At 31.0% G+C, this 25,665-nt stretch carries 30 protein-coding genes, 1 pseudogene and 1 riboswitch; of the genes and pseudogenes, 28 read left to right on the plus strand and 3 right to left on the minus strand.

Annotated elements, in window-relative coordinates; translation table 11 throughout:
- The first annotated feature begins 102 nt into the window (after positions 1-102).
- The 16 genes and pseudogenes from SOJ_RS07670 to gcvPB all read left to right on the plus strand — a co-directional run bounded on the left by SOJ_RS07670 (position 103) and on the right by gcvPB (position 13,187).
- Positions 103-642 carry a 5-formyltetrahydrofolate cyclo-ligase gene (locus SOJ_RS07670; RefSeq protein WP_002507497.1) on the plus strand — a complete coding sequence of 180 codons (540 nt, stop codon included), beginning with the start codon at positions 103-105 and terminating at the stop codon, positions 640-642.
- A gap of 14 nt (positions 643-656) precedes the next feature.
- A complete protein-coding gene (locus tag SOJ_RS07675; RefSeq protein ID WP_002507498.1) occupies positions 657-2,114 on the plus strand; it encodes a rhomboid family protein in 1,458 nt (485 codons plus the stop codon).
- Complete coding sequence (locus SOJ_RS07680) at positions 2,098-2,298, plus strand: YqgQ family protein (RefSeq protein WP_002512453.1); 201 nt, start codon at positions 2,098-2,100, stop codon at positions 2,296-2,298. The genes SOJ_RS07675 and SOJ_RS07680 overlap by 17 nt, the downstream gene beginning before the upstream one ends.
- Positions 2,299-2,887: 589 nt before the next feature.
- The gene (locus SOJ_RS07685) at positions 2,888-3,874 is read left to right on the plus strand and encodes a glucokinase (RefSeq protein ID WP_002507500.1); all 987 of its coding nucleotides are present in this window, start codon (positions 2,888-2,890) and stop codon (positions 3,872-3,874) included.
- A complete protein-coding gene (locus SOJ_RS07690) occupies positions 3,874-4,197 on the plus strand; it encodes an MTH1187 family thiamine-binding protein (RefSeq protein ID WP_002507501.1) in 324 nt (107 codons plus the stop codon). The genes SOJ_RS07685 and SOJ_RS07690 overlap by 1 nt, the downstream gene beginning before the upstream one ends.
- A gap of 1 nt (position 4,198) precedes the next feature.
- Entirely contained in the window at positions 4,199-4,822 is a 624-nt protein-coding gene (locus tag SOJ_RS07695; protein WP_002507502.1) for an MBL fold metallo-hydrolase, read from the plus strand.
- A 99-nt stretch (positions 4,823-4,921) separates the two neighbouring features.
- Complete coding sequence (comGA, locus tag SOJ_RS07700; protein ID WP_002507503.1) at positions 4,922-5,896, plus strand: competence type IV pilus ATPase ComGA; 975 nt, start codon at positions 4,922-4,924, stop codon at positions 5,894-5,896.
- A complete protein-coding gene (gene comGB, locus SOJ_RS07705; RefSeq protein ID WP_002507504.1) occupies positions 5,868-6,935 on the plus strand; it encodes a competence type IV pilus assembly protein ComGB in 1,068 nt (355 codons plus the stop codon). The genes comGA and comGB overlap by 29 nt, the downstream gene beginning before the upstream one ends.
- A 15-nt stretch (positions 6,936-6,950) precedes the next feature.
- Positions 6,951-7,277: pseudogene (gene comGC / locus SOJ_RS07710) on the plus strand (competence type IV pilus major pilin ComGC).
- Positions 7,258-7,701, plus strand: a complete 444-nt coding sequence (gene comGD, locus SOJ_RS07715) for a competence type IV pilus minor pilin ComGD (RefSeq protein ID WP_238536966.1) — start codon at positions 7,258-7,260, stop codon at positions 7,699-7,701. Before comGC ends, comGD begins: the two are co-directional and overlap by 20 nt.
- A complete protein-coding gene (locus SOJ_RS07720; RefSeq protein ID WP_002507507.1) occupies positions 7,688-7,987 on the plus strand; it encodes a hypothetical protein in 300 nt (99 codons plus the stop codon). The genes comGD and SOJ_RS07720 overlap by 14 nt, the downstream gene beginning before the upstream one ends.
- Entirely contained in the window at positions 7,959-8,402 is a 444-nt protein-coding gene (gene comGF / locus SOJ_RS07725; RefSeq protein ID WP_002507508.1) for a competence type IV pilus minor pilin ComGF, read from the plus strand. Before SOJ_RS07720 ends, comGF begins: the two co-directional genes overlap by 29 nt.
- A 206-nt stretch (positions 8,403-8,608) precedes the next feature.
- Positions 8,609-9,082, plus strand: a complete 474-nt coding sequence (locus SOJ_RS07735) for a shikimate kinase (protein WP_230456625.1) — start codon at positions 8,609-8,611, stop codon at positions 9,080-9,082.
- Positions 9,079-9,185: riboswitch (glycine riboswitch) on the plus strand. Its footprint overlaps the gene before it by 4 nt.
- Before the next feature lie 75 nt (positions 9,186-9,260).
- Positions 9,261-10,352, plus strand: a complete 1,092-nt coding sequence (gene gcvT, locus SOJ_RS07740) for a glycine cleavage system aminomethyltransferase GcvT (protein WP_002507510.1) — start codon at positions 9,261-9,263, stop codon at positions 10,350-10,352.
- Positions 10,353-10,369: 17 nt separating this feature from the next.
- A complete protein-coding gene (gcvPA, locus tag SOJ_RS07745) occupies positions 10,370-11,722 on the plus strand; it encodes an aminomethyl-transferring glycine dehydrogenase subunit GcvPA (RefSeq protein ID WP_002507511.1) in 1,353 nt (450 codons plus the stop codon).
- Positions 11,709-13,187 (plus strand): aminomethyl-transferring glycine dehydrogenase subunit GcvPB, encoded by a 1,479-nt coding sequence (gene gcvPB / locus SOJ_RS07750; protein WP_002507512.1) that lies wholly within the window; start codon positions 11,709-11,711, stop codon positions 13,185-13,187. Before gcvPA ends, gcvPB begins: the two co-directional genes overlap by 14 nt.
- A gap of 326 nt (positions 13,188-13,513) precedes the next feature.
- Here the strand turns inward: gcvPB and SOJ_RS07755 are convergent, their stop codons facing one another.
- Positions 13,514-13,900, minus strand: a complete 387-nt coding sequence (locus SOJ_RS07755; RefSeq protein WP_002507513.1) for a rhodanese-like domain-containing protein — start codon at positions 13,898-13,900, stop codon at positions 13,514-13,516.
- Between the two features lie 171 nt (positions 13,901-14,071).
- Between SOJ_RS07755 and SOJ_RS07760 the strand changes: the two genes are divergently transcribed.
- Positions 14,072-14,902, plus strand: coding sequence for a lipoate--protein ligase family protein (locus SOJ_RS07760; protein WP_002507514.1), 831 nt, complete (start codon positions 14,072-14,074; stop codon positions 14,900-14,902).
- A 121-nt stretch (positions 14,903-15,023) separates the two neighbouring features.
- On the opposite strand, the gene SOJ_RS07765 is transcribed toward SOJ_RS07760, so the two are convergent.
- Entirely contained in the window at positions 15,024-15,242 is a 219-nt protein-coding gene (locus SOJ_RS07765) for an SA1362 family protein (RefSeq protein ID WP_002507515.1), read from the minus strand.
- 23 nt (positions 15,243-15,265) lie between these two features.
- Positions 15,266-15,853, minus strand: coding sequence for a hypothetical protein (locus SOJ_RS07770; protein WP_002507516.1), 588 nt, complete (start codon positions 15,851-15,853; stop codon positions 15,266-15,268).
- A gap of 103 nt (positions 15,854-15,956) precedes the next feature.
- Between SOJ_RS07770 and SOJ_RS07775 the strand changes: the two genes are divergently transcribed.
- From SOJ_RS07775 to recN, 11 genes are all read left to right on the plus strand, one after another.
- Entirely contained in the window at positions 15,957-17,015 is a 1,059-nt protein-coding gene (locus tag SOJ_RS07775) for a M24 family metallopeptidase (protein ID WP_002507517.1), read from the plus strand.
- Positions 17,016-17,043: 28 nt separating this feature from the next.
- Entirely contained in the window at positions 17,044-17,601 is a 558-nt protein-coding gene (efp, locus tag SOJ_RS07780) for an elongation factor P (RefSeq protein ID WP_002507518.1), read from the plus strand.
- Positions 17,602-17,960: 359 nt separating this feature from the next.
- A complete protein-coding gene (accB, locus tag SOJ_RS07785) occupies positions 17,961-18,434 on the plus strand; it encodes an acetyl-CoA carboxylase biotin carboxyl carrier protein (protein WP_002507519.1) in 474 nt (157 codons plus the stop codon).
- Positions 18,434-19,792 carry an acetyl-CoA carboxylase biotin carboxylase subunit gene (gene accC / locus SOJ_RS07790; RefSeq protein WP_002507520.1) on the plus strand — a complete coding sequence of 453 codons (1,359 nt, stop codon included), beginning with the start codon at positions 18,434-18,436 and terminating at the stop codon, positions 19,790-19,792. Before accB ends, accC begins: the two co-directional genes overlap by 1 nt.
- A 12-nt stretch (positions 19,793-19,804) precedes the next feature.
- Complete coding sequence (locus tag SOJ_RS07795) at positions 19,805-20,167, plus strand: Asp23/Gls24 family envelope stress response protein (protein WP_002507521.1); 363 nt, start codon at positions 19,805-19,807, stop codon at positions 20,165-20,167.
- A 122-nt stretch (positions 20,168-20,289) separates the two neighbouring features.
- Complete coding sequence (gene nusB, locus SOJ_RS07800) at positions 20,290-20,676, plus strand: transcription antitermination factor NusB (protein ID WP_002507522.1); 387 nt, start codon at positions 20,290-20,292, stop codon at positions 20,674-20,676.
- Between the two features lie 14 nt (positions 20,677-20,690).
- A complete protein-coding gene (gene xseA, locus SOJ_RS07805; RefSeq protein WP_002507523.1) occupies positions 20,691-22,028 on the plus strand; it encodes an exodeoxyribonuclease VII large subunit in 1,338 nt (445 codons plus the stop codon).
- A complete protein-coding gene (locus SOJ_RS07810; RefSeq protein WP_002507524.1) occupies positions 22,021-22,257 on the plus strand; it encodes an exodeoxyribonuclease VII small subunit in 237 nt (78 codons plus the stop codon). The genes xseA and SOJ_RS07810 overlap by 8 nt, the downstream gene beginning before the upstream one ends.
- A complete protein-coding gene (locus tag SOJ_RS07815; protein WP_002507525.1) occupies positions 22,247-23,128 on the plus strand; it encodes a polyprenyl synthetase family protein in 882 nt (293 codons plus the stop codon). Before SOJ_RS07810 ends, SOJ_RS07815 begins: the two co-directional genes overlap by 11 nt.
- A gap of 342 nt (positions 23,129-23,470) precedes the next feature.
- Complete coding sequence (ahrC, locus tag SOJ_RS07820; RefSeq protein WP_002507526.1) at positions 23,471-23,923, plus strand: transcriptional regulator AhrC/ArgR; 453 nt, start codon at positions 23,471-23,473, stop codon at positions 23,921-23,923.
- 21 nt (positions 23,924-23,944) lie between these two features.
- A complete protein-coding gene (gene recN / locus SOJ_RS07825; protein WP_002507527.1) occupies positions 23,945-25,624 on the plus strand; it encodes a DNA repair protein RecN in 1,680 nt (559 codons plus the stop codon).
- Positions 25,625-25,665: the final 41 nt, after the last annotated feature.

A 25,665-nucleotide genomic window follows, 5' to 3' on the forward strand; every position in this document is an offset into this window, starting at 1 on the left:
ATGAAAATTAAATTGACCAATCTTTTAAAATTGCAGTTTAATGACATTGTAATTCATTAACGTTATAATAATAAGAGTATAATTAACGGGAAGGTGCATGTTATGAGTAAAAAAGCGTTACGCCATGATAAAATTGAATTAATGAAATCTTTTATGTCAAATGATAAAAAACAATTTTCAGATCAATATCTTGCAAATCATTTATTTGATACAAGTGAATATAAATCAGCAAAGCGTGTAGGCATTGTATTATCTATGCCACATGAAGTAAATACATATTCTATCATTGAGCAAATGCTTAATGAAGGTAAGACTGTTTTTGTACCTGAAACAAACTATCAAAGTAAAGAAATGGCATTTAAACATGTAGATAGTCTTGATCATATCGGACCAGATGATAAAGGTATTAATCATGTCGAAGCTGATACAGAAATTTCAAATCAATTAGATTTATTAATTGTTCCTGGCGTGGTCTTTAATCATAGTGGATATCGCATTGGATACGGTGGGGGATATTTTGATAAGTTTTTAAGTCAAAATACACAACCGACGATAAGTTTACTTTATGACTTCCAACTTGGTGACTTTGAGGTTGAATCACATGATCAGCCCGTTGAAAAATTAATAATAGCAACAACTTAATTATGGAGGCAAAAATGATTACAGAAAAACATTATTGGAAGTGTATCTACACTTGGATTAAATATTTTAATTATCATGTTGTTCATCGTAATCAAGATGATAGTGAAATTTGGTTAGCAAACAAGAAAAAACAGTCTGTTGCTATCTTTGAATTTGGTGCTAATTCCACTCAAGAAGTTAGATTTGCTAAAAGTAGAATTCAAGAAAACGAAGAAAATATCGTTTCATTTTTAGATTTTTCACCTAAAAATTATGAATTATATATATTCACTGATAAAACTTTTACTGATGAAAATTTGAATGAAATACAACCACTGAAATTTAAAGTGAAAATTATTAGAGAAGCAAGTCACGCTGAAAGAATAATGCCAAATTTCATAATGAAGAAAATTTATAATCGAGATACTAAACTTACAAAATATCAATATAAACAACGTGCGTTAAATAATAATCCCATTGAGAAACATATGTTAAAGTTTTCTCCTATAACCTACACATTAATTGCAGTCAACATTATCATCTGGCTTGCAATGGTGCTGTTTTTAAATCGATTTTCAGATTTGAAAATGTTAGATGTAGGAGGGCTTGTGCACTTTAATGTTGTGCATGGTGAATGGTATAGATTGATTTCATCTATATTTTTACATTACGATTTTGAACATATTTTAATGAATATGCTGAGTTTGTTCATTTTTGGTAAAATTGTGGAATCAATCGTAGGTCATTGGCGAATGATTGTCATATACATTGTTGCTGGATTATTTGGTAATTTTGCATCATTGTCATTCAATATTGACACTGTTTCTGCAGGTGCAAGCGGTGCAATATTCGGTTTGATTGGTGCAATATTTGGATTTATGTATGTAGGTAAACAGTTTAATCGTAAACTTATTGGTCAGTTGCTAATTGTTCTTGTAATAATGATAGGATTATCCTTATTTATGCAAAATATTAACATTGTCGCACATATTGGTGGCTTTGTAGGTGGTCTATTAATTACATTAATCGGCTATTATTTTAAAGCGAATAAAAACAGATTTTGGTTCTTATTAATTCTAATTCTTGTATTATTTATTGCAGCACAAATTCGTATTTTCACGATTAATGAAGATAATATATATAATACAATTATTTCAAATGAAATGAAGCAAGGTCAATATAATGAGGCTAAAGACATGGTTGAAGATACGATAGATAAGAACTATGCAGATGATGAAACATATTATCTGCATGGACTAATTAATGCAACCTTAAACTCAAAATCTGAAGGTGTAGCAAGTTGGGAAAGGGGCTTAAGGTATTTTCCTGACTCTGGTCTATTAAATTATCAACTAGCGATTGCAAGTAGGTCTCTTGAAGATGATGATGAAGCAAAAAAATATATAAAAGCTGCGTTAAAGGCAGACCCTAGCAATAATGATTATATTAATTTAAATAAAGAATTGAGCGATAATAGTGAACCAAAAGATTAATAATTTTTATGATGTACTTCAGCTTTTAAAAAAGTTTGGCTTTATTATATATTTTAAAGACAAAAATGATATGTATGAAATGATGGAACAAGAAATAAAATCATTATACGATTATAAATTATTAACAAATGATGAATATTTGAAATGTATATTAATTATTAATCAAAGAAGAATGAATAAATAAAATTTCCCCCTTATAACATTTGTGTTTACAAGGGGAAATTTATTTTGAGGATTAAAAAGACCAAAATTTCATGCTAGATCTTACTCCTAGAAAGGGCTAGCATGACTGATTATGAAATGCTGATGGTTGTGTTATAAACCATTAGTTTAGTAAAATAACCATCGCTAACTTAGGTAGGTTCGATGGTTATTAAGTATATAATTTAAGAATAATGCCACGGTTTTTTTAACGGGCTTAATTGGATGATGCACGTATGTGTGTTGCCTTTTTCTATTTAGAAGTCACCACAATATAAAATTATAATCAGGTTTTATGAAATTAGATAAATATTAGTAAAGTCCTAACTAGATAAACAGGGGTTTATTGTTCATTATAATTGCAATTGATAATTGATTAAGATTAAAATGTATATAAGGAAATATCTAGTAATATTTTAAGGGTAAAAAGGACGTATTATTTTAAAAACACTAAAAAAATATGAAGTACTTATTGATGTAAAATCTCCAAAACCCTTGATATATAAGCATTTTTGAACTACAGTGAAAGATAGCATACCCTTTCAAAAAAACAGAGAAGGATGAATAAATTAATGAATAAAATCATATTAGCAGCAGATATTGGTGGAACAACATGTAAATTAGGTGCTTTTGACGAAAAACTTGATCGTTTAGCAAAATGGTCAATTGATACAGATACGTCTGATGCTACTGGCTATTTACTATTAAAAAAGGTTTATGATTCTTTCGTAAATTACATAGATGAATCTGAATATACTTTTTCAAACGTCCTTGGTGTCGGCATAGGTGTCCCAGGTCCAGTGAATTTCGAAACGGGCGAAGTAAATGGAGCAGTTAATTTATATTGGACTGAAAGTGTTAATGTGCGACATATATTCCAACAGTTTGTAGATTGTCCAGTTTACGTTGATAATGATGCGAATGTTGCAGCCTTAGGTGAAAAACATAAAGGCGCTGGAAATGGTTCAGATGATGTTGTGGCTATAACACTAGGAACCGGATTAGGTGGTGGTATTATTTCTAATGGAGAAATTGTTCACGGTCATAACGGTTCTGGTGCAGAGATTGGACACTTTAGAGTAGATCATGATCAGCGTTTCCGTTGTAATTGTGGCAAGTCAGGTTGTATTGAAACCGTAGCGTCTGCAACTGGTGTAGTTAATTTGGTCAATTTTTATTATCCTAAATTAACGTTTAAATCATCAATTTTGCAGTTAATTAAAGATAATGAAGTAAGTGCAAAAGCAGTATTTGATGCGGCTAAGGCTGGAGATCAATTTTGTATTTTCATTACGGAACGTGTAGCAAATTATATTGCCTACTTATGTAGTATTATTAGCGTTACAAGTAACCCTAAATATATTGTTTTAGGTGGAGGCATGTCGACAGCTGGTTTGATATTAATTGAAAATATTAAAACAGAGTATCATAATTTAACATTTACACCAGCACAACAAGGTACAGAAATAGTTCAAGCACAACTTGGAAATGATGCTGGCATTACCGGAGCAGCCGGGTTAATTTATACTTATATAATTGAAAAGGATGGTGTTAAATAATGGCTATTGTTGATGTAGTTGTTATACCAGTTGGTACAGATGGTCCGAGTGTTAGTAAATATATTGCAGAAATACAAACAAAATTAAAAGAATATAAAGCACAAGGCAAAATAGATTATCAATTGACACCTATGAACACATTAATCGAAGGTGACTTAAAAGATCTATTAGAGGTTGTTCAAGCAATTCATGAATTACCTTTTGATAAAGGTTTAGACCGTGTCTGTACGAATATAAGGATTGATGATCGTCGTGATAAATCTCGCAAAATGAATGATAAGGTAAAAGCTGTCCAAAATCATTTGGAAAATGGAGGCAACTAGGGTGAGGATTTCGAGTTTAAGCTTAGGTTTAGTTGATACTAACACATATTTTATTGAAAATGATAAGCAAGTCATTTTAGTAGATCCTGCTAGTGATAGCGAGTTAATTATTAAAAAACTAAATCAAATTAATAAATCACTAAAAGCGGTATTGTTAACACATGCACATTTTGATCATATTGGTGCTTTAGATGATATTATAAAAAAATATGATGTGCCAGTTTATATGCATAAATCAGAATTTGATTTTTTAACAAATACAGAAAAAAATGGTTCTGAAAAATTCAAACAATACGGCATGCCAATTATAAAAAGTAAAGCGACACCAACAGAACTTAAAGAGGGTAAAGCACAAATTGCTGACTTTAATTTCGAAGTGCTTCACACGCCAGGACATTCTCCAGGTAGTTTATCATTCGTCTTTAATGAATTTGCAGTTGTTGGTGATACATTATTTAATCAAGGTATAGGCAGAACTGATTTATATAAAGGTGATTATGAAACTTTGGTTAATTCAATATTAGATAAATTGTTCAAATTAGACGCTGATTTACCACTATTCCCAGGTCATGGGCCGCACACTACAGTAGAGGATGAGCAATTAAATCCTTATTTACATGGTTAATATATCATCATGTAAATAAGGGTTATAAAAACGATTGAAAATAAAATAGGTAAAGTAATTCTATCACCTCCTACGTGTTTATAAGTAGGAGGTGTTTTTTTGAAGCTATTATTTAACAACATAATTGAGAAAGCAATTCAGAGAAATGCTACTGATATACACTTTATACCCTCTGAAAAGGAAGTGTATATCAAATTTAGAATTCAGGATGATTTAACTTTTATTGAATCAATTCAGACACATGTTTATAGAAAGCTGCTTACTTATATGAAATATCAAGCTGGATTAGATGTATCAAAACATAATTCGGCACAAAGTGGAAGATACATATATAAACTAAAACAAATATTTTATTTAAGAATCTCTACGTTACCATTGTCTCTCGGTAATGAAAGTTGTGTTGTAAGAATCATTCCTCAATATTTTCAAAAGCAAAATATCACTCATGATATTGAAAAACTGTATACATTAATGAATAAAAAGCAAGGTTTAATACTATTTAGCGGTCCAACTGGATCTGGTAAAAGTACTTTAATGTATCAAATGGTTATGTATGCAAAGGAAAAGTTAGGTTTAAATATCATAACTGTAGAAGATCCGGTGGAACAATTAGTTGAGGGTGTTACTCAAGTTTCTATCAATGAAAAGGCAGGTATTAATTATGAGAGTTCTTTTAAGGCAATACTAAGGTGTGATCCAGACATTATACTTATTGGAGAAGTTAGAGATCCTACGATAGCAAAATACGTTATACAAGCAAGTTTAAGTGGTCACTTAGTACTAACTACAATACATGCTAACAATTGTAAGGGCGCGTTATTAAGATTATTAGAAATGGGCATAACAAAACAAGAAATTAAACAATCTATTTTGAGTGTGTTAAACCAAAGACTAATCACAATATATAACAGTGAAAGAAAATTAATTTATGAACAGTTACTACAACACGATATAAGTTATTTTTTAAATAATGATTACACATTACCAAACCATTTTCATAATTTATCCTTTCATTTAAAGCAAATGTCTAAAGCAGGTGTTATTTGTGAAGAAACTGTTGATCGCTATATTTAAAATACCCAAACAAAAGATAATAGCAGAAAAAAATCAAATAGAACTTTTAATAAGATTGAAAGATTTACTAGAACATGGATTTACACTTTCTGAAGCCTTTAGGTTTTTATTAAAACATATTAAAGTTAAATCATCTAATGTAACTGTATTAATTGAAGAAGAATTAAAAAATGGTGCAAACTGTCATCGAATCCTTCGAATAATAAAATATCCACAACCTGTTGTGATGCTTATTTATTTCTCAGAGCTATTTAGTGATTTACCTGTGAGTTTAGCCCATGCACATGATTATTTATTGAGAAATTATAATGCTAAAAAAGCCTTATTAAAAACACTTCAATATCCATTATTATTATTAACGGTATTCATAACTATGTTGATCGTTTTAAATCATACGATTATTCCAGAATTTCAAAATTTATATAACAATATGGATGTCCAAATATCGACTTTACAACAATTTTTATCAACATGTATTCTCTGTTTTCCTACTTTCATATCTTACCTTATTATATTACTGTTCATTACTACAATAGCATTTATCCTTTATTACAATACTTTATCAATACAGCATAAACATAAGCTTGTTTTAGCATTGCCTATCATACGTAAATTTTTCAAACTTTATAAAACGTATCGAATTGCTTCTGAATTCTCTTTATTTTATAAAAATGGAGTGAATTTGCAAAAAATAGTGCAAATTTATGCTGAACAACGCAATGATAAATATCTAAATTTTTTAGCTGATCGCATAACACTTGGAACACAAAATGGATTAACACTCAGTGAAATTTTAACTAACATCGCATGTTTTGAAAAAGAATTAACAGAATTTATAGAAGAAGGCGAGAAAAAAGGTAGAGTTGAAATAGAATTGAAGTTATATAGTGAGATAGTCATTGCACAAATAGAACGTTATTTACAACTCCTCATAAAATTCATTCAACCTTGTATTTTCACATTATTAGCTTTTCTCATCGTATCTTTATATCTCGTTATTATGTTACCAATGTTTGATTTAATGCAAACAATTAAATGAAAAGGAAAGGAGCCTATGAATTTTTTGAAAAACTTAAAAAAACTATTTAATAAAGAAGCATTTACACTTATAGAAATGTTGCTTGTTTTATTAATCATAAGTTTATTGCTTATTTTAATCATACCTAACATTGCAAAACAATCATCACATATACAAACTGCTGGTTGTGAAGCTCAAATAAAAATGATAGACAGTCAAATTGAAGCTTATTCATTAAAATATAATAAAAAGCCAACATCAATCGATGAACTCGTCTCATAAGGATATATTAACGAAAGTCAAAAGCGATGTAAAACTGGTTCAACAATTTCAATAAATAATGGTGAAGCGGTTGCTAACTAATAAAGCTTTTACTTATATAGAAATGTTAATGGTTTTAGGTATAATAAGTTTATTATTATTTTTACAAGCAAGATATATCTCTATAAATAATTCCGCACTCCAATCAAATAATCATTCTATGACTAATTTAATTATGCAATTTAATTTTTTAAAATCGAAAGCAATTAAAGATAATAAACCAATTACTTTAATATTCAATACTTTTTCCTCGAAAATTATTGTTAGAGAACCCCAACATGAAAATCCTCATATAAAATTAACTAAAAATACTTATATTCATCCGAGAACAAATATAAATTATTTAACTTTTGATAAAAATGGTGATACTAATAAATTCGGAACACTTTACCTATCTACAAACGGTCGACTATATAAAATCATTTTCCACATTGAAAAAGGAAGGATGAGATTTGAAAAAATATAATGTCACGGCTTCTTTATTTTTAGACGCTATTATTTCTTTCTCAATCATCACTACTATCTGTTTAGTGTTTTTACCAATGTTATTACAATTAAATCAAGCTACAAAAGAAAAGTTATCAGAAATTGAAATGAAAAGAATCCTATTACTTTCATTGCATAATTACAGTGAACCTGAATTGAAAAAAGGTTTGATTTTGGATGAATATAGTTTAACTCTTAAAGAAAATAAAATTTGTATAATAAAAAGGGAAACAAAAAATGGAATTTGCTATTATAAAAAAGATTAAAGCTTTCACTTATATCGAAGTGCTTTTTGCATTAATGATAACTGTATTGTTACTAACTATAATTCCTTCATTATTCAAATCAACTACAGCTTTAAGTGTTCTAGCAAATGATCATCTAAATATAGAAAGTGAATTTTTTGCGAGAGATTTAACGCAAGATTTAATGAATAACAAGGGGGATATAATGATAGATAAATCTAAAGGAACTCAACTTTCTATTAAAGACAAAAATAAACTTATATCTTATAGCTTTAAAAATAATAAAATTGTTAAGTCTATTAATGGGAAGGGAAATATCACATTACTTAATAACGTAAAGGCTATAAAATTTCGAATTCTAAAAAATAAATCTTTACTTGTTAACTTAAAAATTTTTGATAAGGATAAGACATTTGAAAAACAAATTCAATTTTAATATATCTGGCTATATATATCCTTTTGTGATGGTCATATTTGTGCTATATTTATCTTTAATAACAAACTACACGTTCCAATTTAGCGCTCAGCTAAAAACGTTAGATAATATTGAATCTTATTACGAAAAACAAATCAACTTATTTATAAAAAAGGAAGATATTTTTGAAAAATAACATTTTAGAGCCAATTATTCTTATAGGATTTATGGGGACTGGCAAAACAACTTTAGGTAAATATCTTGCTAAAGCTAATCACCTCTCTTATGTCGATTTAGATGCCTATATCGTTCAACAAGAGAACAATACAATCCCTGATATTTTTGAGCAACTAGGTGAAAGTGGTTTTCGATCACTAGAATATAAATATTTAACAGAGTGTATTGATCGTTTTGATATCATTTCTACTGGTGGTGGCATTATAGAAGGCGAGAAGTCATATGCCTTGTTAAAGCAACAAACTAAAATTATCTGGTTAGATTGTGATTTGACAATTGTTTACAATAGAATTAAGAATGATAATAATAGACCGAATGCTAATAATAAATCACTTTTTGATTTAAAAAGCTTGTATTCATCTAGGGTTTCAAGATATAATGAAATCGCATTCAAAAAAGTAAATAGTAGTAATGCTCTTTCAGATTTACACAAAGAAATCATGAAAGAGCTAACATGCGAATGACCAGTATTAGAGAGAATGGTAGGTTATATTATATATAACATTAGACCATCGCCGAAGGTGCAAGTTCAACGAAACTCTCAGGCAAAAGGATAATACTGTGACGCATTCCTGGAGTATCATAAACAGGGTAGCTTAGTCTACTCTGTTTTTTTTTATAAAATTTTTAGGAGGTTTCTTCATGTCTAACGAACTTAAACATACACCGCTTTATCAAAATTTTGTTGATAGTGGGGCTAAAATTGTGGAATTTGGTGGCTGGGCAATGCCAGTTCAGTTTTCAAGTATAAAAGAAGAACATAATGCCGTAAGAACTGACATTGGCTTGTTTGATGTAAGCCATATGGGAGAAATTATTATTAAAGGTTCTGAAGCAGATGAATTAGTACAATATCTTCTTTCAAATGATATTGAAAACTTAACTACTACTAAAGCTCAATATACTGCGCTATGTAATGAAAATGGTGGAATTATTGATGATTTAATTACTTACAAATTAGATGAAAAAGTTTATTTATTAGTAGTAAATGCTGGAAATACAGATAAAGATTTTGAATGGATGAAGGAACATGCCAAAAATTTTGATGCAGAATTAATTAATGCTTCAAATGATTATGGTCAATTAGCAGTTCAAGGTCCGAAAGCACGTGATTTAGTTAAACAACATGTTAACGTTGACGTAGCAGAAATGAAGCCTTTTGATTTTAAACAAAACGTTGAATTCTTTGGAAAGAATGTAATCCTTTCACAGTCAGGTTATACAGGTGAAGATGGATTTGAAATTTATTGTAATGCAGAAGATACACCTTACTTATGGGAAAAAATTCTTGAATTTAATGTACAACCTTGTGGACTAGGTGCAAGAGATACATTAAGACTTGAAGCTGGACTGCCACTGCATGGTCAAGATTTGACTGAGTCTATAACACCATATGAAGCTGGTATTGCATTTGCTGCAAAACCATTGATTAAAGCTGACTTTATTGGTAAAAGCGTACTCAAAGACCAAAAAGAAAATGGTTCTAAACGCAGAACTGTTGGTTTAGAAATGATAGACAAAGGTATTCCAAGAACTGGTTACACAGTCTATGATTTAGATGGCCATGAAATTGGTGAAATCACTTCTGGTACACAGTCTCCATTGAGTGGTAAATCAATTGGGTTAGCTTTAATCAATCGCGATGCTTTTGAAATGGGTAAAGAAGTAATTGTACAAGTTAGAAAAAGACAACTTAAAGCTAAAATTGTTAAGAAAAACCAAATTACTAAATAATTCAAAGGGGTGTTACTATGAGTCATCATTATATTCCATTAACAGAGCAAGATAAAAAGGAAATGTTAGATACTATTGGAGCCAATTCTATTGAAGAACTTTTTGGAGACGTTCCAAAAGATATCTTACTGGGAAGAGAATTAGCTATACCTGATGCTGAATCAGAAACAACATTAAGTAAGCGATTAAGCAGAATTGCAAACAAAAACATCACTAAAGAAACGCATTCATCATTTTTAGGTGCAGGGGTATATGATCACTATGCTCCAGCTGTTGTTGATTCAATGATTTCACGTTCAGAATTTTATACTGCCTATACACCTTATCAACCAGAAATTTCTCAAGGTGAATTACAAGCGATTTTCGAATTTCAAACGTTAATTTGTGAATTAACGGATATGGATATAGCAAACTCGTCAATGTATGATGGTATTACAAGTTTTGCAGAAGCATGTATTTTAGCTTTCAATCAAACACGTAAAAACAAAGTTGTTGTATCAAAAGGGCTACATTATCAAGCTTTACAGGTATTAAGAACTTATGTTAAAACACGTGAAGAATTTGAAATCGTTGAAGTTGATTTAGATGGTACGATTACAGATTTAGACAAGCTTGAAGCAGCAATTGACGATGATACAGCAGCAGTTGCTGTACAATATCCAAACTTCTATGGTTCTGTTGAAGATTTAGAAAAAATCAATTCATTTATTGAAGACAAAAAGGCTTTAATGATTGTATACGCAAACCCGCTTGCATTAGGTTTATTAACTCCTCCAGGTAGTTTCGGAGCAGACATTGTTGTCGGAGATACACAACCATTTGGTATACCTGCTCAATTTGGTGGGCCTCATTGTGGGTTCTTCGCAACAACTAAAAAATTAATGAGAAAAATACCTGGTCGTTTGGTAGGACAAACCGAAGATGGAGATGGCAATCGTGGTTTTGTATTAACTTTACAAGCACGTGAACAACATATTCGTCGTGATAAAGCGACATCAAATATATGTTCAAACCAAGCATTAAATGCTTTGGCGTCCTCAATTTGTATGTCAGCTTTAGGTAAACAAGGTATTTATGATATCGCGGTACGAAACTTTGAAAATGCTAACTATGCTAAAGATCAATTCAAACAAGCTGGTTTTGAAGTTGCTAACGGTACATCTTTTAATGAATTTGTAGTTAAATTCGACAAATCAGTAAAAGAAGTTAATGATGCTCTAATTGAAGAAGGAATTATCGGAGGATTTGACTTAAGTGAAGCTTCTGAAGACTTTAATAATCATATGTTAATTGCAGTAACAGAATTAAGAATGAAAGATGAAATAGACACATTTGTTAAGAAAGCAGGTGAATTAAATGGTAGTAAGTAAATCTAGTCCACTAATTTTTGAACGTTCTAAAAAGGATCGTTATGCATACTCGTTACCACAGAAAGAAATTGATAATGGTGCTGTAGATAAATTACTAGATGATAAATTCATCAGAAAAAACAAAGCAGAATTACCAGAAGTTGCAGAATTAGATTTGGTTCGCCATTATACCGAACTCTCAAACAAAAACTTTGGCGTTGATTCAGGATTTTATCCATTAGGTTCATGTACGATGAAATATAATCCTAAAATAAATGAAAAAATTGCAAGAATACCAGGATTTGCAGAATCACATCCATTACAAGATGAATCACAAGTTCAAGGCTCATTAGAAATTATTCATAGTCTGCAAGAAGAGTTAAAAGAGATTACAGGTATGGATGAAGTTACATTACAACCAGCTGCTGGTGCACATGGTGAATGGACTGCATTAATGATTTTCAAAGCCTATCATCAAAAAAATGGCGAAGGACACCGTGACGAAGTTATTGTTCCTGACTCAGCTCACGGTACCAATCCAGCTTCAGCAGCATTTGCAGGTTTCAAAGCAGTTACTGTGAAATCAAATGAGCGCGGCGAAGTTGACATTGATGATTTGAAACGCTTAGTTAATGAAAAAACAGCAGCAATTATGCTAACTAACCCTAATACTTTGGGGATTTTTGAAAAGAATATTATGGATATCAGAAATATCGTTCATGAAGCAGGCGGCTTATTATACTACGATGGTGCAAATTTAAATGCAATTATGGATAAAGTAAGACCGGGGGATATGGGATTTGACGCTGTACACTTAAACTTACACAAAACATTCACAGGCCCTCACGGTGGGGGTGGACCAGGTTCAGGTCCAGTAGGTGTTAAGAAAGAACTTGCTAGTTTCTTACCAAAACCTATGGTTATCAAAGAAGATAACGAATATAAATATGATAATGATATTGAAAACTCAATCGGTCGCGTTAAACCGTTCTACGGTAACTTTGGAATCTATTTAAGAGCATATACTTACATTCGTACGATGGGTAATAAAGGTCTTGAAGAAGTTTCAGAAGCTGCTGTGTTAAATGCTAACTATATTAAGGCTCGATTAAAAGACCACTTTGAAATACCATATGAACAATATTGTAAACATGAATTTGTGTTAAGTGGTTCTAAACAAAAAGAACACGGTGTGCGTACATTAGATATGGCTAAACGTTTGTTAGACTTCGGTGTTCATCCACCTACAATTTATTTCCCACTTAACGTGGATGAAGGTATGATGATTGAACCGACAGAAACTGAGTCAAAAGAAACTCTAGATTATTTCTGTGATAAAATGATAGAAATAGCTAATGAAGCTAAAGAAGATCCAGACAAAGTCTTGGAAGCGCCACACACTACAATTATAGATAGATTGGATGAAACGAAAGCTGCACGCCATCCAGTATTGAAATTTGAAAATTTACGCTCAGAAAAAGAATAGAACGTCTGAGTAATGCATTATTATTTCCATAATATAAATACTACTCCGTTAAAATTATAATTGGAGTAGTATTTTTTTATATTAAATTCTTATGATTAATCAAAATCTTTTCATTACAAAGTATCTTATATCAAATAATCATAGTCATTTTAAAAAGTAATAAATCCAGTAAAGAAACGACGACTAAATTTTTTTGATACATTTATATATATATTAAAAATAGCGGATTATTCACCCAATAAGGTCAATAATCCGCTATAAAAATGATTATGTAGAGTTAAGCTAATGCACATCAAGTTTTATAAACGCAATACTTATTTATACATTTATTTTTTCGACTTAATTTTTCCAGTCCATTTTTTATATCCACCTTTTAACATGTAGATATCTGTATAACCATTCTTCTTTAATGTTCTAGCAGCACGATAACTTGCAATGCCATTTGCATCACATAGATAAATAGGTTGATCTGTTCTCAATCCCTGATATCTTTGCTTAAACATTGTGATTGGAATGTTACGTGCACCGTTAATGTGCCCGTAATCATAATCCACTTTTTCTCTTACATCAATAACTTGAGCTTTACGCAAACCATTATGAAATTCATTTTGGTTTAATTCTGTGACTGCTCTCTTGTTAAGAAGATAATTGATTAGCATGTAAGCGATGATTATTATTAATGCTGCTAACGCTATAAACCAAAAATTACTCATCTTGCATCCTCCCTAATTAACCGATATTATATATTATAAGACTGTTAGCACAATTTATCAAAATTTTTTATTTAATTTATTGGATAATGCTGACAAACTTAGACAATTATTGCAAACGATAACATAAAATGAGGATTAAAACAATTTAATTTATTGATTGGGGTTTTTAGTGTGACTGAATCTTGGAATTTTATAAATACAGGAAGTAACGATCCATATTTCAATATGGCAATGGACGAAGCGCTGCTTAATTTTGTTTCTAGAGGAGAAATTGATCCAGTTATAAGATTTTACACGTGGAATCCAGCAACATTATCTGTCGGTTATTTCCAAAGACTGACTAAAGAAATAGATATAGAAAAAGTACAAGAAAAAGGATATGGTTTAGTCAGACGTCAAACAGGTGGCAGAGGCGTGTTACATGATAAAGAACTTACATATAGTGTTATAGTACCAGAATCTCATCCGGAGATGCCCTCGACCGTAACAGAAGCATACAGAGTGATATCTGAAGGTTTGTTAGAGGGATTTCAAGCTTTAGGCTTCGAAGCATCCTTTTCAATTCCTCGTTCAAAGGAAGAACGTGAGAAATTAAAACAACCAAGAAGCGCTGTATGTTTTGATGCTCCAAGTTGGTATGAGTTAGTTGTAGAAGGACGTAAAATAGCGGGTAGTGCGCAGATACGTCAAAAAGGAGTCATTTTACAACATGGTTCCTTGTTGCAAGACGTCGACATTGATGATTTATTCGATATGTTCATTTTTAAAAACGAGCGTTTAAAAGATAAAATGAAACAATCTTTTCTAGAAAAAGCAGTGGCGATTAATGATATTTCAGACCGACATATTACAATACCCGAAATGGAAGAGGCTTTTGAGATAGGTTTTAAGAAAGGATTGAATATTGATTTTAAACCACTAAACCTAACACATAAACAACAAGAAGAAGTAAATGTACTCATTGAAAAATATAAAGCTGACGAATGGAACTATCGTAAATAATATATTTACACTCAAAAAATGTGAAGATACAGTCTTTAACGACTGCATCCTCACATTTTTTATACATATAAAGTTAGATAGATTTAAATAAAAGTTTTAAGAGTAAGATAGCACAATAAAATTATTTTTTTCTATTGCGTCTTTTATATTTTCTTTGTGCGCGTTTATACTTTCGTTGATCTTCTGTTAAAAAGAAGAAGTAATATATCGCATATATAATCCCTGCAAATACAGCAAAACTAATTGCCATACTAACAAAACTGAATATAAACGCATCTAAATTGAGAATTAACCCAATTGCTGCGATTGCGATTATAATATAAAAAATTGCTCGTTTCAATTTATAACACTCCTATTTAGTTGTTAACTCTGTTTATTATCAATACTAATGGTTGATAGGGCTTTTTGTCCTTTTTTAAGTTTTTTCTTATCTTTCTCACTATAACCATCTCTAATATCATTCATTGCTGAGCTAAGGTCTTTATTTAATTTAGTGATGTTTTTCTTTTTACTCTTATCTTCATCACTCATTTTATCTTTATCAATATCATTTTCATATGTAGTGTGTGCAGAATCGATTTTATTCGTTATGTCAGTCAACTTGCTAAGAACCTTTTTATCATTTTTATTTTTTGATACATCACTTTCAATATCATTATATTGATCAATTGCTTTTGCTATATTTTGATAATATTTAGATGATGCTTTTAAATTTGTTACTTTCGTTTTATTACTTTTAGCCTGTTTAATGTTTTCTTTGTCTTTCTTTAGTGAGGCGACGTTTGTTTTTTCTTTGTCGATAGTTTGTTTTAATTCTTGAATATTACTTTTTAATTTATGATTTTCATCACGGAGTTGTGTGGTCTTTTCTTCTAAAGGACCTAAATTTTGACTACCACAACCTACTAGTAAACATGAAGCACTTAATATAGCTACAATTTTTTTCTTCATAACTCTCTCCTAATTCAAAAACTATATATTCATATAATAATTATGCTATCATTTTAATGTATAAAAAGAAAATGTACAAATTTATTGAATAGGAGGAAGACAGATGACTAGAATAGATAAACTGAATTCTGCCTTAGAAACAAAACATTTGGAAGCAATTGTTGTATTAACCGATTTTAATAGAAGGTATTTATCAGGATTTACAGGTACGAGCGGCGCGCTCGTTATTACAAAAGATAAAAACTTATTAATTACAGATTTTAGGTACATAGAGCAAGCAACATCCCAAGCGACTCAATTTGAGATCATTAAACAAAAAGGTGGTCTCATAGAAGAAGTAAAAGCACAATTAGAAAAGTTAAACGTCCAGAATGTAGGCTTTGAAGGTGATTTAGTCAGCTATGATACATATTTACAATTAAGTAAATCCTACATCAGCTTAATCAGCGTTTCTGGTCTAATTGAAAAAATCAGAGAAGTAAAAGATGATAGTGAAATTAAACTTATTCAAAAAGCTGCTGAAATTGTTGATGAGACATATGAGTACATCTTAACTGTTGCAAAAGCAGGTATGACTGAACAGCAATTAAAAGCCAAATTAGAAAGTAAAATGTTAGAACTTGGCTCAGAAGGTACTTCGTTTGATACAATTGTTGCCTCAGGAGCCAGAGGTGCATTACCACATGGTGTCGCAAGTGAAAAAGTTATTAATCAAGGCGAACTGATTACTTTAGATTTCGGTGCATATTATAAAGGCTACTCATCTGATATTACACGTACATTTGCTATAGGTGAACCAGATCCTAAACTCAAAGAAATATACAATGTTGTCTTAGAAGCTAATATTAAAGGTATTGAAGCTGCTAAACAAGGTATTACAGGCAAAGCTTTAGATGCTATTGCTAGGGATTATATTACTGAACAAGGATATGGAGAAGCGTTTGGCCATTCACTGGGACATGGTATAGGGTTAGATGTACACGAAGGGCCCAATTTATCTAGAAAATCAGAAGCTAAATTAGAGGTAAATAACTGTGTTACAATTGAACCTGGTATTTATTTAGACGGATTAGGTGGCGTTCGCATTGAAGATGACGTTTTAATTACAGAAAATGGTTGTGAATGCTTTACTAAATGCGCTAAAAACCTTATTATTTTATAGAAGACCTTATAATTGAGGAGGAAACTGAATGATTTCGGTTAATGATTTTAAGACAGGCTTAACAATTGCAGTAGATAATGGTATATGGAAAGTATTAGATTTCCAACACGTAAAACCAGGTAAAGGATCTGCATTTGTGCGTTCAAAATTACGTAATTTAAGAACTGGTGCTATTCAAGAGAAAACATTCAGAGGCGGCGAAAAAGTCGAAACTGCTATGATTGAAAATCACCGCATGCAATATTTATATGCAGATGGTGATACACATGTTTTCATGGATAATCAAACTTTTGAACAAACAGAATTAGCAGCCGATTATTTAGAAAATGAATTGAATTTCTTGAAAGCTAATATGGAAGTTCAAATTCAAACTTACGAAAGTGAAACACTTGGCGTTGAATTACCAAAAACTGTTGAACTTACAGTAACAGAAACAGAACCTGGTATAAAAGGTGATACTGCTAACGGAGCAACTAAGTCAGCTACAGTAGAAACTGGTTACACATTAAATGTGCCGTTATTTGTAAATGAAGGCGACACACTTATAATTAACACAGGCGACGGTAGCTATATTTCAAGAGGTTAATACTTATAAAAATAATCATAGTTATTATTTTTTGGTTTATCTCATACCTATTAATAACCTTTCCAATTCACGAAGCGTTGGAAAGGTTATTTTATTTTTTTTATTTTATATTAAACAAACGACTGTTATAGTAGTGTTATTCAAAAAAATTAAACTTTATATCAATTAATTACAATAACATAGCCCCATTCCATTAAAAAAACGTTATAATAAATAGAATTCTCATTAAATTATATCTATATACAACTACATAAAGGATAAACACTTTATTATTGAAAGCATGTATATGCTTGAATTGAACATTTCACTAAAGTAAAATAAACTAGGTAAATGAAAACAATCTGAAGGAGTCAGTACTTATGAATTTTAAAGAAATTAAAGAATTAATAGAAATTCTTGATCAATCTAGCTTGACTGAAATCAATATAGAAGATAAAGGCAACGTTGTTAATTTAAAAAAAGAAAAAGAAACTGAAATCATTACACCTCAAATTTCACAACAACCAATGCAACAAGTTTCACCGCAACAAGGTGTAATGTCAGCTCCTGTAAGCACGCAAAGTTCAGAGGAAGTAAATACAAACGCAGTGGAAGACAACTTACAAACAATTAACGCACCAATGGTAGGAACATTTTATAAATCACCATCACCTGAAGAAAGTGCATATGTACAAGTTGGAGATTCAGTTACAAACGAATCAACAGTGTGTATATTAGAAGCAATGAAATTGTTTAATGAAATACAAGCTGAAGTAACTGGAGAAATTGCTGAAATTCTAGTAGAAGACGGTCAAATGGTAGAGTATGGCCAACCGTTATTCAAGGTGAAATAATGAATAAAATATTAATTGCAAATAGAGGAGAGATTGCGGTAAGAATCATTCGTGCATGTCACGATTTAGGATTACAAACTGTGGCTATTTACTCTGAAGGAGATAAAGACGCTTTACATACTCAAATTGCTGATGAAGCATATTGCGTTGGCCCAACACAATCTAAAGATTCTTATTTAAATATCCCAAACATTTTATCTATCGCAACATCAACAGGTTGTGAGGGTATACATCCTGGCTACGGATTTTTAGCGGAAAATGGTGATTTCGCTGAACTATGCGAAGCCTGCCAACTGAAATTTATTGGTCCAAGTTACGAATCTATCCAAAAGATGGGTATTAAAGACGTTGCTAAGGAAGAAATGAAACGCGCGGAAGTACCTGTTGTCCCAGGTAGCGAAGGTCTTGTAAAGGATATCAACGATGCAAAAGGCATTGCTGATAATATCGGTTACCCAGTTATTATTAAAGCAACTGCTGGCGGTGGTGGTAAAGGTATCCGTGTGGCTCGTGATGAAAAAGAATTGGAAACTGGCTTTAAAATGACACAACAAGAAGCGGAAACTGCATTCGGTAATGGTGGACTTTATCTCGAGAAATTTATTGAGAATTTCAGACATATAGAGATTCAAATCATGGGTGATAGTTTTGGTAATGTTGTCCATTTAGGTGAACGCGATTGTACAATACAACGTAGAATGCAAAAACTTGTGGAAGAAGCACCATCTCCAATTTTATCTGAAGAAAAACGTCAAGAAATGGGTAATGCTGCAGTCAGAGCAGCAAAAGCTGTTAATTATGAAAATGCAGGTACAATTGAATTTATATATGATTTGGATTCTAATGATTTTTACTTCATGGAAATGAATACACGAATCCAAGTTGAGCACCCAGTAACAGAAATGGTTACAGGTGTAGATTTAGTTAAATTACAATTGAAAGTTGCGAGAGGCGAAAAATTGCCATTCAAACAAAAAGATATCAAAATAGAAGGTCATGCAATGGAATTTCGTATCAATGCTGAAAACCCATATAAAAACTTCATGCCTTCACCAGGTCAAATCACTCAATATTTAGCACCAGGTGGCTTCGGCGTTAGAATTGAATCAGCATGTTATACTAATTATACGATTCCACCATATTATGATTCTATGGTTGCTAAGCTCATTGTACATGAGCCAACTAGAGAAGAAACGATTATGACAGGTATACGCGCTTTAAGCGAGTATCTCGTTTTAGGTATAGATACTACGATTCCATTCCATATTCGTTTGTTAAATAATGACATTTTCAAAAGCGGAGAGTTTAATACTAAGTTTCTTGAAAAATATAATATCATGGATGATCAAACTAAATAGGAGGTATGTGAAATGGTCAAAGTATCAGAAACCTCACATTCCAATTTAGGAAAAATAGAAATTGCACCTGAGGTATTAACAGTTATTGCAAGTATTGCAACAGCTGAAATAAAAGGTATACAAGGTCATTTTAAAGAATTAAAGGATAGTAGTATTGAAAAATTCACTAGAAAGCAACTGAGCAAAGGTGTTAAAGTTGATACAAGAGAAGATGGTATCTATATTGATATATATTGTTCATTGTCTTACGGTATCAATATTTCAGAAACAGCGAAAACAATCCAAAGTACTATTTTTAATTCTGTAACAACGATGACTACAATTGAACCTAGCCAAATCAATGTTCATATTACACATATTGAACCAACCAATTAAAATTATATAAGCAAATTTACTTTAAATACATTTTGTAGATATGTAATAACGAATATTTTAATGTATTTGTTATTACGTTTCTCAAATGATTTATAAAAATACAATGCTTGAAGGAGTTTATAATGAGTCGAAAAGAATCCAGAACACAAGCCTTTCAAACTCTTTTTCAACTTGAAATGAAAAATAGCGAATTAACAATTGAAGAAGCAATTAGTTTTATTAAAGATGAAAACCCAGACTTAGAATTCGATTTTATCAACTGGTTAGTAACTGGAGTAAAAGATCATGAAACGATTTTAGATGAAAAAATCCAACCACATTTAAAAGATTGGACACTAGACCGTTTATTGAAAACAGATCGCATTATCTTAAGAATGTCTACTTTTGAATTGTTACATAGTTCAACGCCACAAAAAGTAATTATAAATGAAGCTGTCGAGTTAGCGAAACAATTCAGCGATGATGATCATTATAAATTTATCAATGGTGTATTGAGCAATATTGAATAAAAGAGTGATATAAAATGGCAGACTATTTAAGTGTTTCCGCATTAACTAAATATATTAAATACAAATTTGACCAAGACCCACATTTACAATCTGTATTGATTAAAGGGGAACTGTCTAACTTTAAAAAGCATAGCAGTGGTCATCTTTATTTCAATGTCAAAGATAAAAACAGTGTCATTAGTGCAATGATGTTTAAAGGCAATGCTTCTAAAATTGATTTCGATCCTAAAGAAGGTGATGAAGTACTATTAGAAGCGCGCGTTTCTGTTTATGAGCGTAGAGGGAATTATCAAATCTATGTTAATAAAATGCATATTGACGGGGTAGGTAATTTATATCAAAAATTAGAACAATTGAAAAAGAAATTAACTAAAGATGGTTTTTTTGATCAAAATCATAAAAAGTTAATCCCTAAATTCCCCCAAAAAATAGCAGTGTTAACTGCAGGTACTGGAGCGGCAATTAGAGATATTCATACAACGATAAATAGTCGATATCCACTAGCTGAACAAGTTCAAATTAATACTTTAGTACAAGGTGAACAAGCTAAAAATGATATAGTCGAAAAGATACAACAGGCTGATCAATTAAATGTTGATACAATTATCATAGGTCGTGGTGGTGGTTCTATAGAAGATTTATGGAACTTTAACGAAGAAGATGTTGTGAAAGCAATATATTTTTGTGAAACACCAATCATATCCGCTGTTGGACATGAAACTGATTTTACATTAAGTGACTTCGTAGCTGATGTGCGTGCTGCTACACCAACACAAGCAGCAGTAATGGCTACACCAGATCAATATGAATTACGTCAATATTTAAAGCAAACGAACCTTTCACTCACCCGTTTTATCAAACAACATATGCAACAACAAAGAAAACACTTAGAACATGTATCTTCATATTACAAATTTCAAACACCAACTTTGTTATATGACCAACAAATTCAAAAACGTGATGACTTAGAAAAGCAGTTAAGCCTATCAATGAATTTGAGAATTAAAAATGAACAGCAACAATTACAACTATTAACTAATAAATTTAACTTGAAGAATTTCAAACAAAATATTAATAGAGAACAATTAACAAATAATCAAAAGCGCATAGATTTAAATAAAGTCATGAATAATTTTATTACCAATCAACAAAATAAACTTACTAGTAAACTAGAAAGCTTAAATAATCTCAGTCCAACAAACACAATGTTACGTGGCTATACAATTGTGAATAAAGATGATGATGTAATAACGAGTACGAATGACTTAGCTGAAAATGATAACATTGTATTAACGATGAAAGATGGCGTTGTTGATGCACAAGTTAAGAAAGTAAGGTGTAAAGATGAGTAATAGTAATTCACAAAGTTTTGAAGAAATGATGAAAGAACTCGAAGGCATCGTTCAAAAACTTGATAATGAAAATGTTTCATTAGAAGAATCATTAAATTTATATCAACGTGGTATGAAATTATCTGCCACTTGTGATGAAACATTGAAAGATGCTGAAAAGAAAGTTAATGAGCTCATGACTGATGAAAATGTTGAAAATGAGGAGACGATTGATAACGATGGCGAATAACAAGATGAATAATTTAATAGAAGAAATTAATCAAAAGTTATCTACAACTGTTCCAGAGTCTTCACTCAACACTAATATTGAAGAAAGTATGCGTTATTCTTTAGAAGCAGGCGGTAAACGAATAAGACCTGTCTTATTATTATTAACTTTAGATATGTTATCAAATGAATATAAATCCGGATTATCATCTGCCTTAGGTTTAGAAATAGTTCACACATATTCATTAATTCACGATGATTTGCCACCGTTAGACAATGATGATTATCGTAGAGGAAAACCTACAAATCATAAAGTTTTTGGCGAATGGAAAGCGATACTTGCTGGAGATGCGCTACTTACCAAAGCCTTTGAAATCATTACCAATGACACTAGTCTAACTGATACAGTTAAAATCAAACTGGTTAAACGTTTATCTTATGCGAGTGGGCACTTAGGTATGGTAGGTGGTCAAGCATTAGACATGCAAAGTGAAGGCTCATCTATAGATTTAAATACACTCGAAAAAATTCATAAAGCTAAGACTGGTGAGTTACTTAAGTTTGCGGTTATGGCTGCAGTAGATATTGCAGAACCAGAGCAAGCTGTGGCATATCTGTTAGAAACATACAGTGAACATTTAGGTTTAATGTTTCAAATTAAAGATGATTTACTGGATATCTATGGCGACGAAACAAAATTAGGCAAAGCAGTAGGTAGTGATATTGAAAATGATAAAAGTACTTACGTATCTTTATTAGGTCAAACTGGCGCAGAAGAGAAGTTGAAATTTCACGCTGATGCTGCATATCAGTGCTTAAATGAATTGCCAGAATCATATAATACTCAAGATCTTGAAAGTATTATTGAATTATTTAATAATCGTGAATCATAATACGACACTTTAGATAATTATTTATAACGTTTTCTACCTTTAAATATTGCTCAGTAGAAGAAAACAATTAACTGCTCAAGAAATCATGCTACGTATATGTAGTGTGATTTTTTATTGATTAAATATATATTATTCAATAATTATTCATCAATTCAATAATTTTTTTACATAATATACTAAATTTTCACAACAATTATATGTATGCTTTATAGTGTCATTTTACTGATATATAGCATAATTAACGTAATATATTTAACGATATTTCGAATTAACTTTAGTAGTAGAATTCACATGCTTGTGGTAAAATAAATGTATAAATATTCGTTTATAGAGGTGCTATACATGGCTAAAAAATCAGTGAGACATATAAAGATACGAGAAATTATTTCAAATGAAAAGATAGAAACACAAGATGAATTGGTAAAGCGTTTAAATGAGTACGAATTGAATGTAACTCAAGCAACAGTTTCAAGAGACATTAAAGAATTACAACTTATAAAGGTACCGACGCCTGCAGGACAATATGTCTATAGTTTGCCAAATGATCGAAAATATCATCCTTTAGAAAAATTAGGTCGATATTTAATGGATTCTTTTGTAAACATTGATGGAACAGGCAATTTACTAGTTCTAAAAACATTACCTGGTAATGCTCAATCAATCGGTGCAATTTTAGACCAAATTGACTGGGAAGAAGTTTTAGGGACTATTTGTGGTGATGATACTTGTTTAATTATCTGTAGAGATGATTCTGCGAGCGAAAAAATTAAGACACGCATCTTTAATTTATTATAAGTATAAGGAAGTGATATAAGGATGCTACAAACTTTATCTATTAAGCAATTTGCAATCATTGATGAATTAGAAGTGCATTTTGGTGAGGGCTTAACAGTATTAAGTGGTGAAACAGGCGCAGGAAAATCTATCATCATTGATGCAATTGGTCAACTCATTGGCATGCGTGCTTCTTCAAATTATGTAAGGCATGGTGAAAAGAAATCAATTATTGAAGGTATCTTTGACATCGATGAAAGTAAAGAAGCTATTTCCATTTTACGTGATTTATCAATTGATATAGACGAAGATTTTTTATTAGTTAAAAGAGAAATCTTTAGTTCTGGAAAAAGTATGTGTAGAGTTAATAATCAAATTGTTACACTACAAGACTTGCGAAAAATAATGCAAGAATTGTTAGATATACATGGTCAACATGAAACGCAATCATTATTAAAGCAAAAATATCATTTACAATTATTAGATAATTATGCAGAGGATACATATAAACCTTTGCTTGATGATTATGTATCTACTTTTGATCAATATAGAGCTAAAAAGAAAGAGCTTGAAGATTTGGAAACTGCAGATCAAGCACTACTTCAGCGACTAGATTTACTTAAATTTCAATATGAGGAATTACAGGAAGCACAATTAACTGATGGAGAAGTTTCACAACTTGAAACAGACATTAAACGCATTCAAAACTCTGAAAATTTAAGCTTAGCTCTAAACAATGCACATCTAACATTAACTGATGAACATGCAATTACCGATCGTTTGTATGAGTTAAGTAATCAACTTCAGTCAATTAGTGATATCTTGCCTGATAAATATGATCGACTTAAAGAAGATGTAGATCAATTTTATTACACCTTAGATGATGCGAAACATCAGCTATATGATGAACTCACAAATACTGAATTTGACGAACAATATCTTAATGAACTAGAAGCTAGAATGAACGTATTAAATAGCTTGAAACGTAAATATGGTAAAGATATTAGTGAACTCATTGTCTATCAAGATAAATTGGACGATGAAATCAACAAAATTGAGAATTACGAAGAGAGTACGTCACAATTACGTGAAGAAATAGAATCACTTTATGATAAAGTTTTCAGATTAGGTAAAAAATTATCTCAAGAACGTCGTGTTGTAGCTCAGTCGCTGCGAGACAATATTGTGGATGAAATTCAAAACTTACAAATGAAGGACGCGAACTTAGAAATTTCCTTTAAACCTTTAGTTGCACCTAACCGTGAAGGCATTGAATTTGTAGAATTTTTAATTAGTCCTAATAAAGGTGAACCGCTTAAAAGCTTAAATAAAATCGCTTCTGGAGGAGAATTATCTAGAATTATGCTGGCGCTCAAAACAATCTTTGTAAAAACAAGAGGTCAAACAGCTATTTTATTTGATGAAGTAGATTCTGGTGTTTCAGGTCAAGCAGCACAAAAAATGGCTCAGAAAATGAAAGACCTAGCACAACACATACAAGTAATCTGCATTTCTCATTTACCACAAGTAGCTACAATGAGTGATCAACATTTATTTATTAGTAAAACTTCTAAAGATGATAGAACTACTACTCATGTTAAAGAATTATCCGGTGAAGAACGTATTGATGAAGTAGCAAGAATGATTTCCGGAGCTAGTGTTACTGAGCTTACGCGTCAAAATGCTAAGGAAATGATAGAACAAAATCATCTTAATGATTAATAATGCGAACGTATAAATACTACTTTACTTATATGGAAAGG

The sequence above is a fragment of the Staphylococcus sp. OJ82 genome, assembly GCF_000294465.1.
GTDB lineage: Bacteria > Bacillota > Bacilli > Staphylococcales > Staphylococcaceae > Staphylococcus > Staphylococcus equorum.

What these genes read in the sequence shown, in the direction of transcription:
- SOJ_RS07670 (WP_002507497.1), top strand. Translation starts at nt 103, where the DNA reads ATGAGTAAAAAAGCGTTACGCCATGATAAAATTGAATTAATGAAATCT.
- SOJ_RS07675 (WP_002507498.1), top strand. Translation starts at nt 657, where the DNA reads ATGATTACAGAAAAACATTATTGGAAGTGTATCTACACTTGGATTAAA.
- SOJ_RS07685 (WP_002507500.1), top strand. Translation starts at nt 2,888, where the DNA reads ATGAATAAAATCATATTAGCAGCAGATATTGGTGGAACAACATGTAAA.
- SOJ_RS07690 (WP_002507501.1), top strand. Translation starts at nt 3,874, where the DNA reads ATGGCTATTGTTGATGTAGTTGTTATACCAGTTGGTACAGATGGTCCG.
- comGF (WP_002507508.1), top strand. Translation starts at nt 7,959, where the DNA reads ATGGAATTTGCTATTATAAAAAAGATTAAAGCTTTCACTTATATCGAA.
- SOJ_RS07735 (WP_230456625.1), top strand. Translation starts at nt 8,609, where the DNA reads ATGGGGACTGGCAAAACAACTTTAGGTAAATATCTTGCTAAAGCTAAT.
- gcvT (WP_002507510.1), top strand. Translation starts at nt 9,261, where the DNA reads ATGTCTAACGAACTTAAACATACACCGCTTTATCAAAATTTTGTTGAT.
- gcvPA (WP_002507511.1), top strand. Translation starts at nt 10,370, where the DNA reads ATGAGTCATCATTATATTCCATTAACAGAGCAAGATAAAAAGGAAATG.
- gcvPB (WP_002507512.1), top strand. Translation starts at nt 11,709, where the DNA reads ATGGTAGTAAGTAAATCTAGTCCACTAATTTTTGAACGTTCTAAAAAG.
- SOJ_RS07755 (WP_002507513.1), bottom strand. Translation starts at nt 13,900, where the DNA reads ATGAGTAATTTTTGGTTTATAGCGTTAGCAGCATTAATAATAATCATC.
- SOJ_RS07770 (WP_002507516.1), bottom strand. Translation starts at nt 15,853, where the DNA reads ATGAAGAAAAAAATTGTAGCTATATTAAGTGCTTCATGTTTACTAGTA.
- SOJ_RS07775 (WP_002507517.1), top strand. Translation starts at nt 15,957, where the DNA reads ATGACTAGAATAGATAAACTGAATTCTGCCTTAGAAACAAAACATTTG.
- efp (WP_002507518.1), top strand. Translation starts at nt 17,044, where the DNA reads ATGATTTCGGTTAATGATTTTAAGACAGGCTTAACAATTGCAGTAGAT.
- accB (WP_002507519.1), top strand. Translation starts at nt 17,961, where the DNA reads ATGAATTTTAAAGAAATTAAAGAATTAATAGAAATTCTTGATCAATCT.
- accC (WP_002507520.1), top strand. Translation starts at nt 18,434, where the DNA reads ATGAATAAAATATTAATTGCAAATAGAGGAGAGATTGCGGTAAGAATC.
- SOJ_RS07795 (WP_002507521.1), top strand. Translation starts at nt 19,805, where the DNA reads ATGGTCAAAGTATCAGAAACCTCACATTCCAATTTAGGAAAAATAGAA.
- nusB (WP_002507522.1), top strand. Translation starts at nt 20,290, where the DNA reads ATGAGTCGAAAAGAATCCAGAACACAAGCCTTTCAAACTCTTTTTCAA.
- xseA (WP_002507523.1), top strand. Translation starts at nt 20,691, where the DNA reads ATGGCAGACTATTTAAGTGTTTCCGCATTAACTAAATATATTAAATAC.
- SOJ_RS07810 (WP_002507524.1), top strand. Translation starts at nt 22,021, where the DNA reads ATGAGTAATAGTAATTCACAAAGTTTTGAAGAAATGATGAAAGAACTC.
- SOJ_RS07815 (WP_002507525.1), top strand. Translation starts at nt 22,247, where the DNA reads ATGGCGAATAACAAGATGAATAATTTAATAGAAGAAATTAATCAAAAG.
- ahrC (WP_002507526.1), top strand. Translation starts at nt 23,471, where the DNA reads ATGGCTAAAAAATCAGTGAGACATATAAAGATACGAGAAATTATTTCA.
- recN (WP_002507527.1), top strand. Translation starts at nt 23,945, where the DNA reads ATGCTACAAACTTTATCTATTAAGCAATTTGCAATCATTGATGAATTA.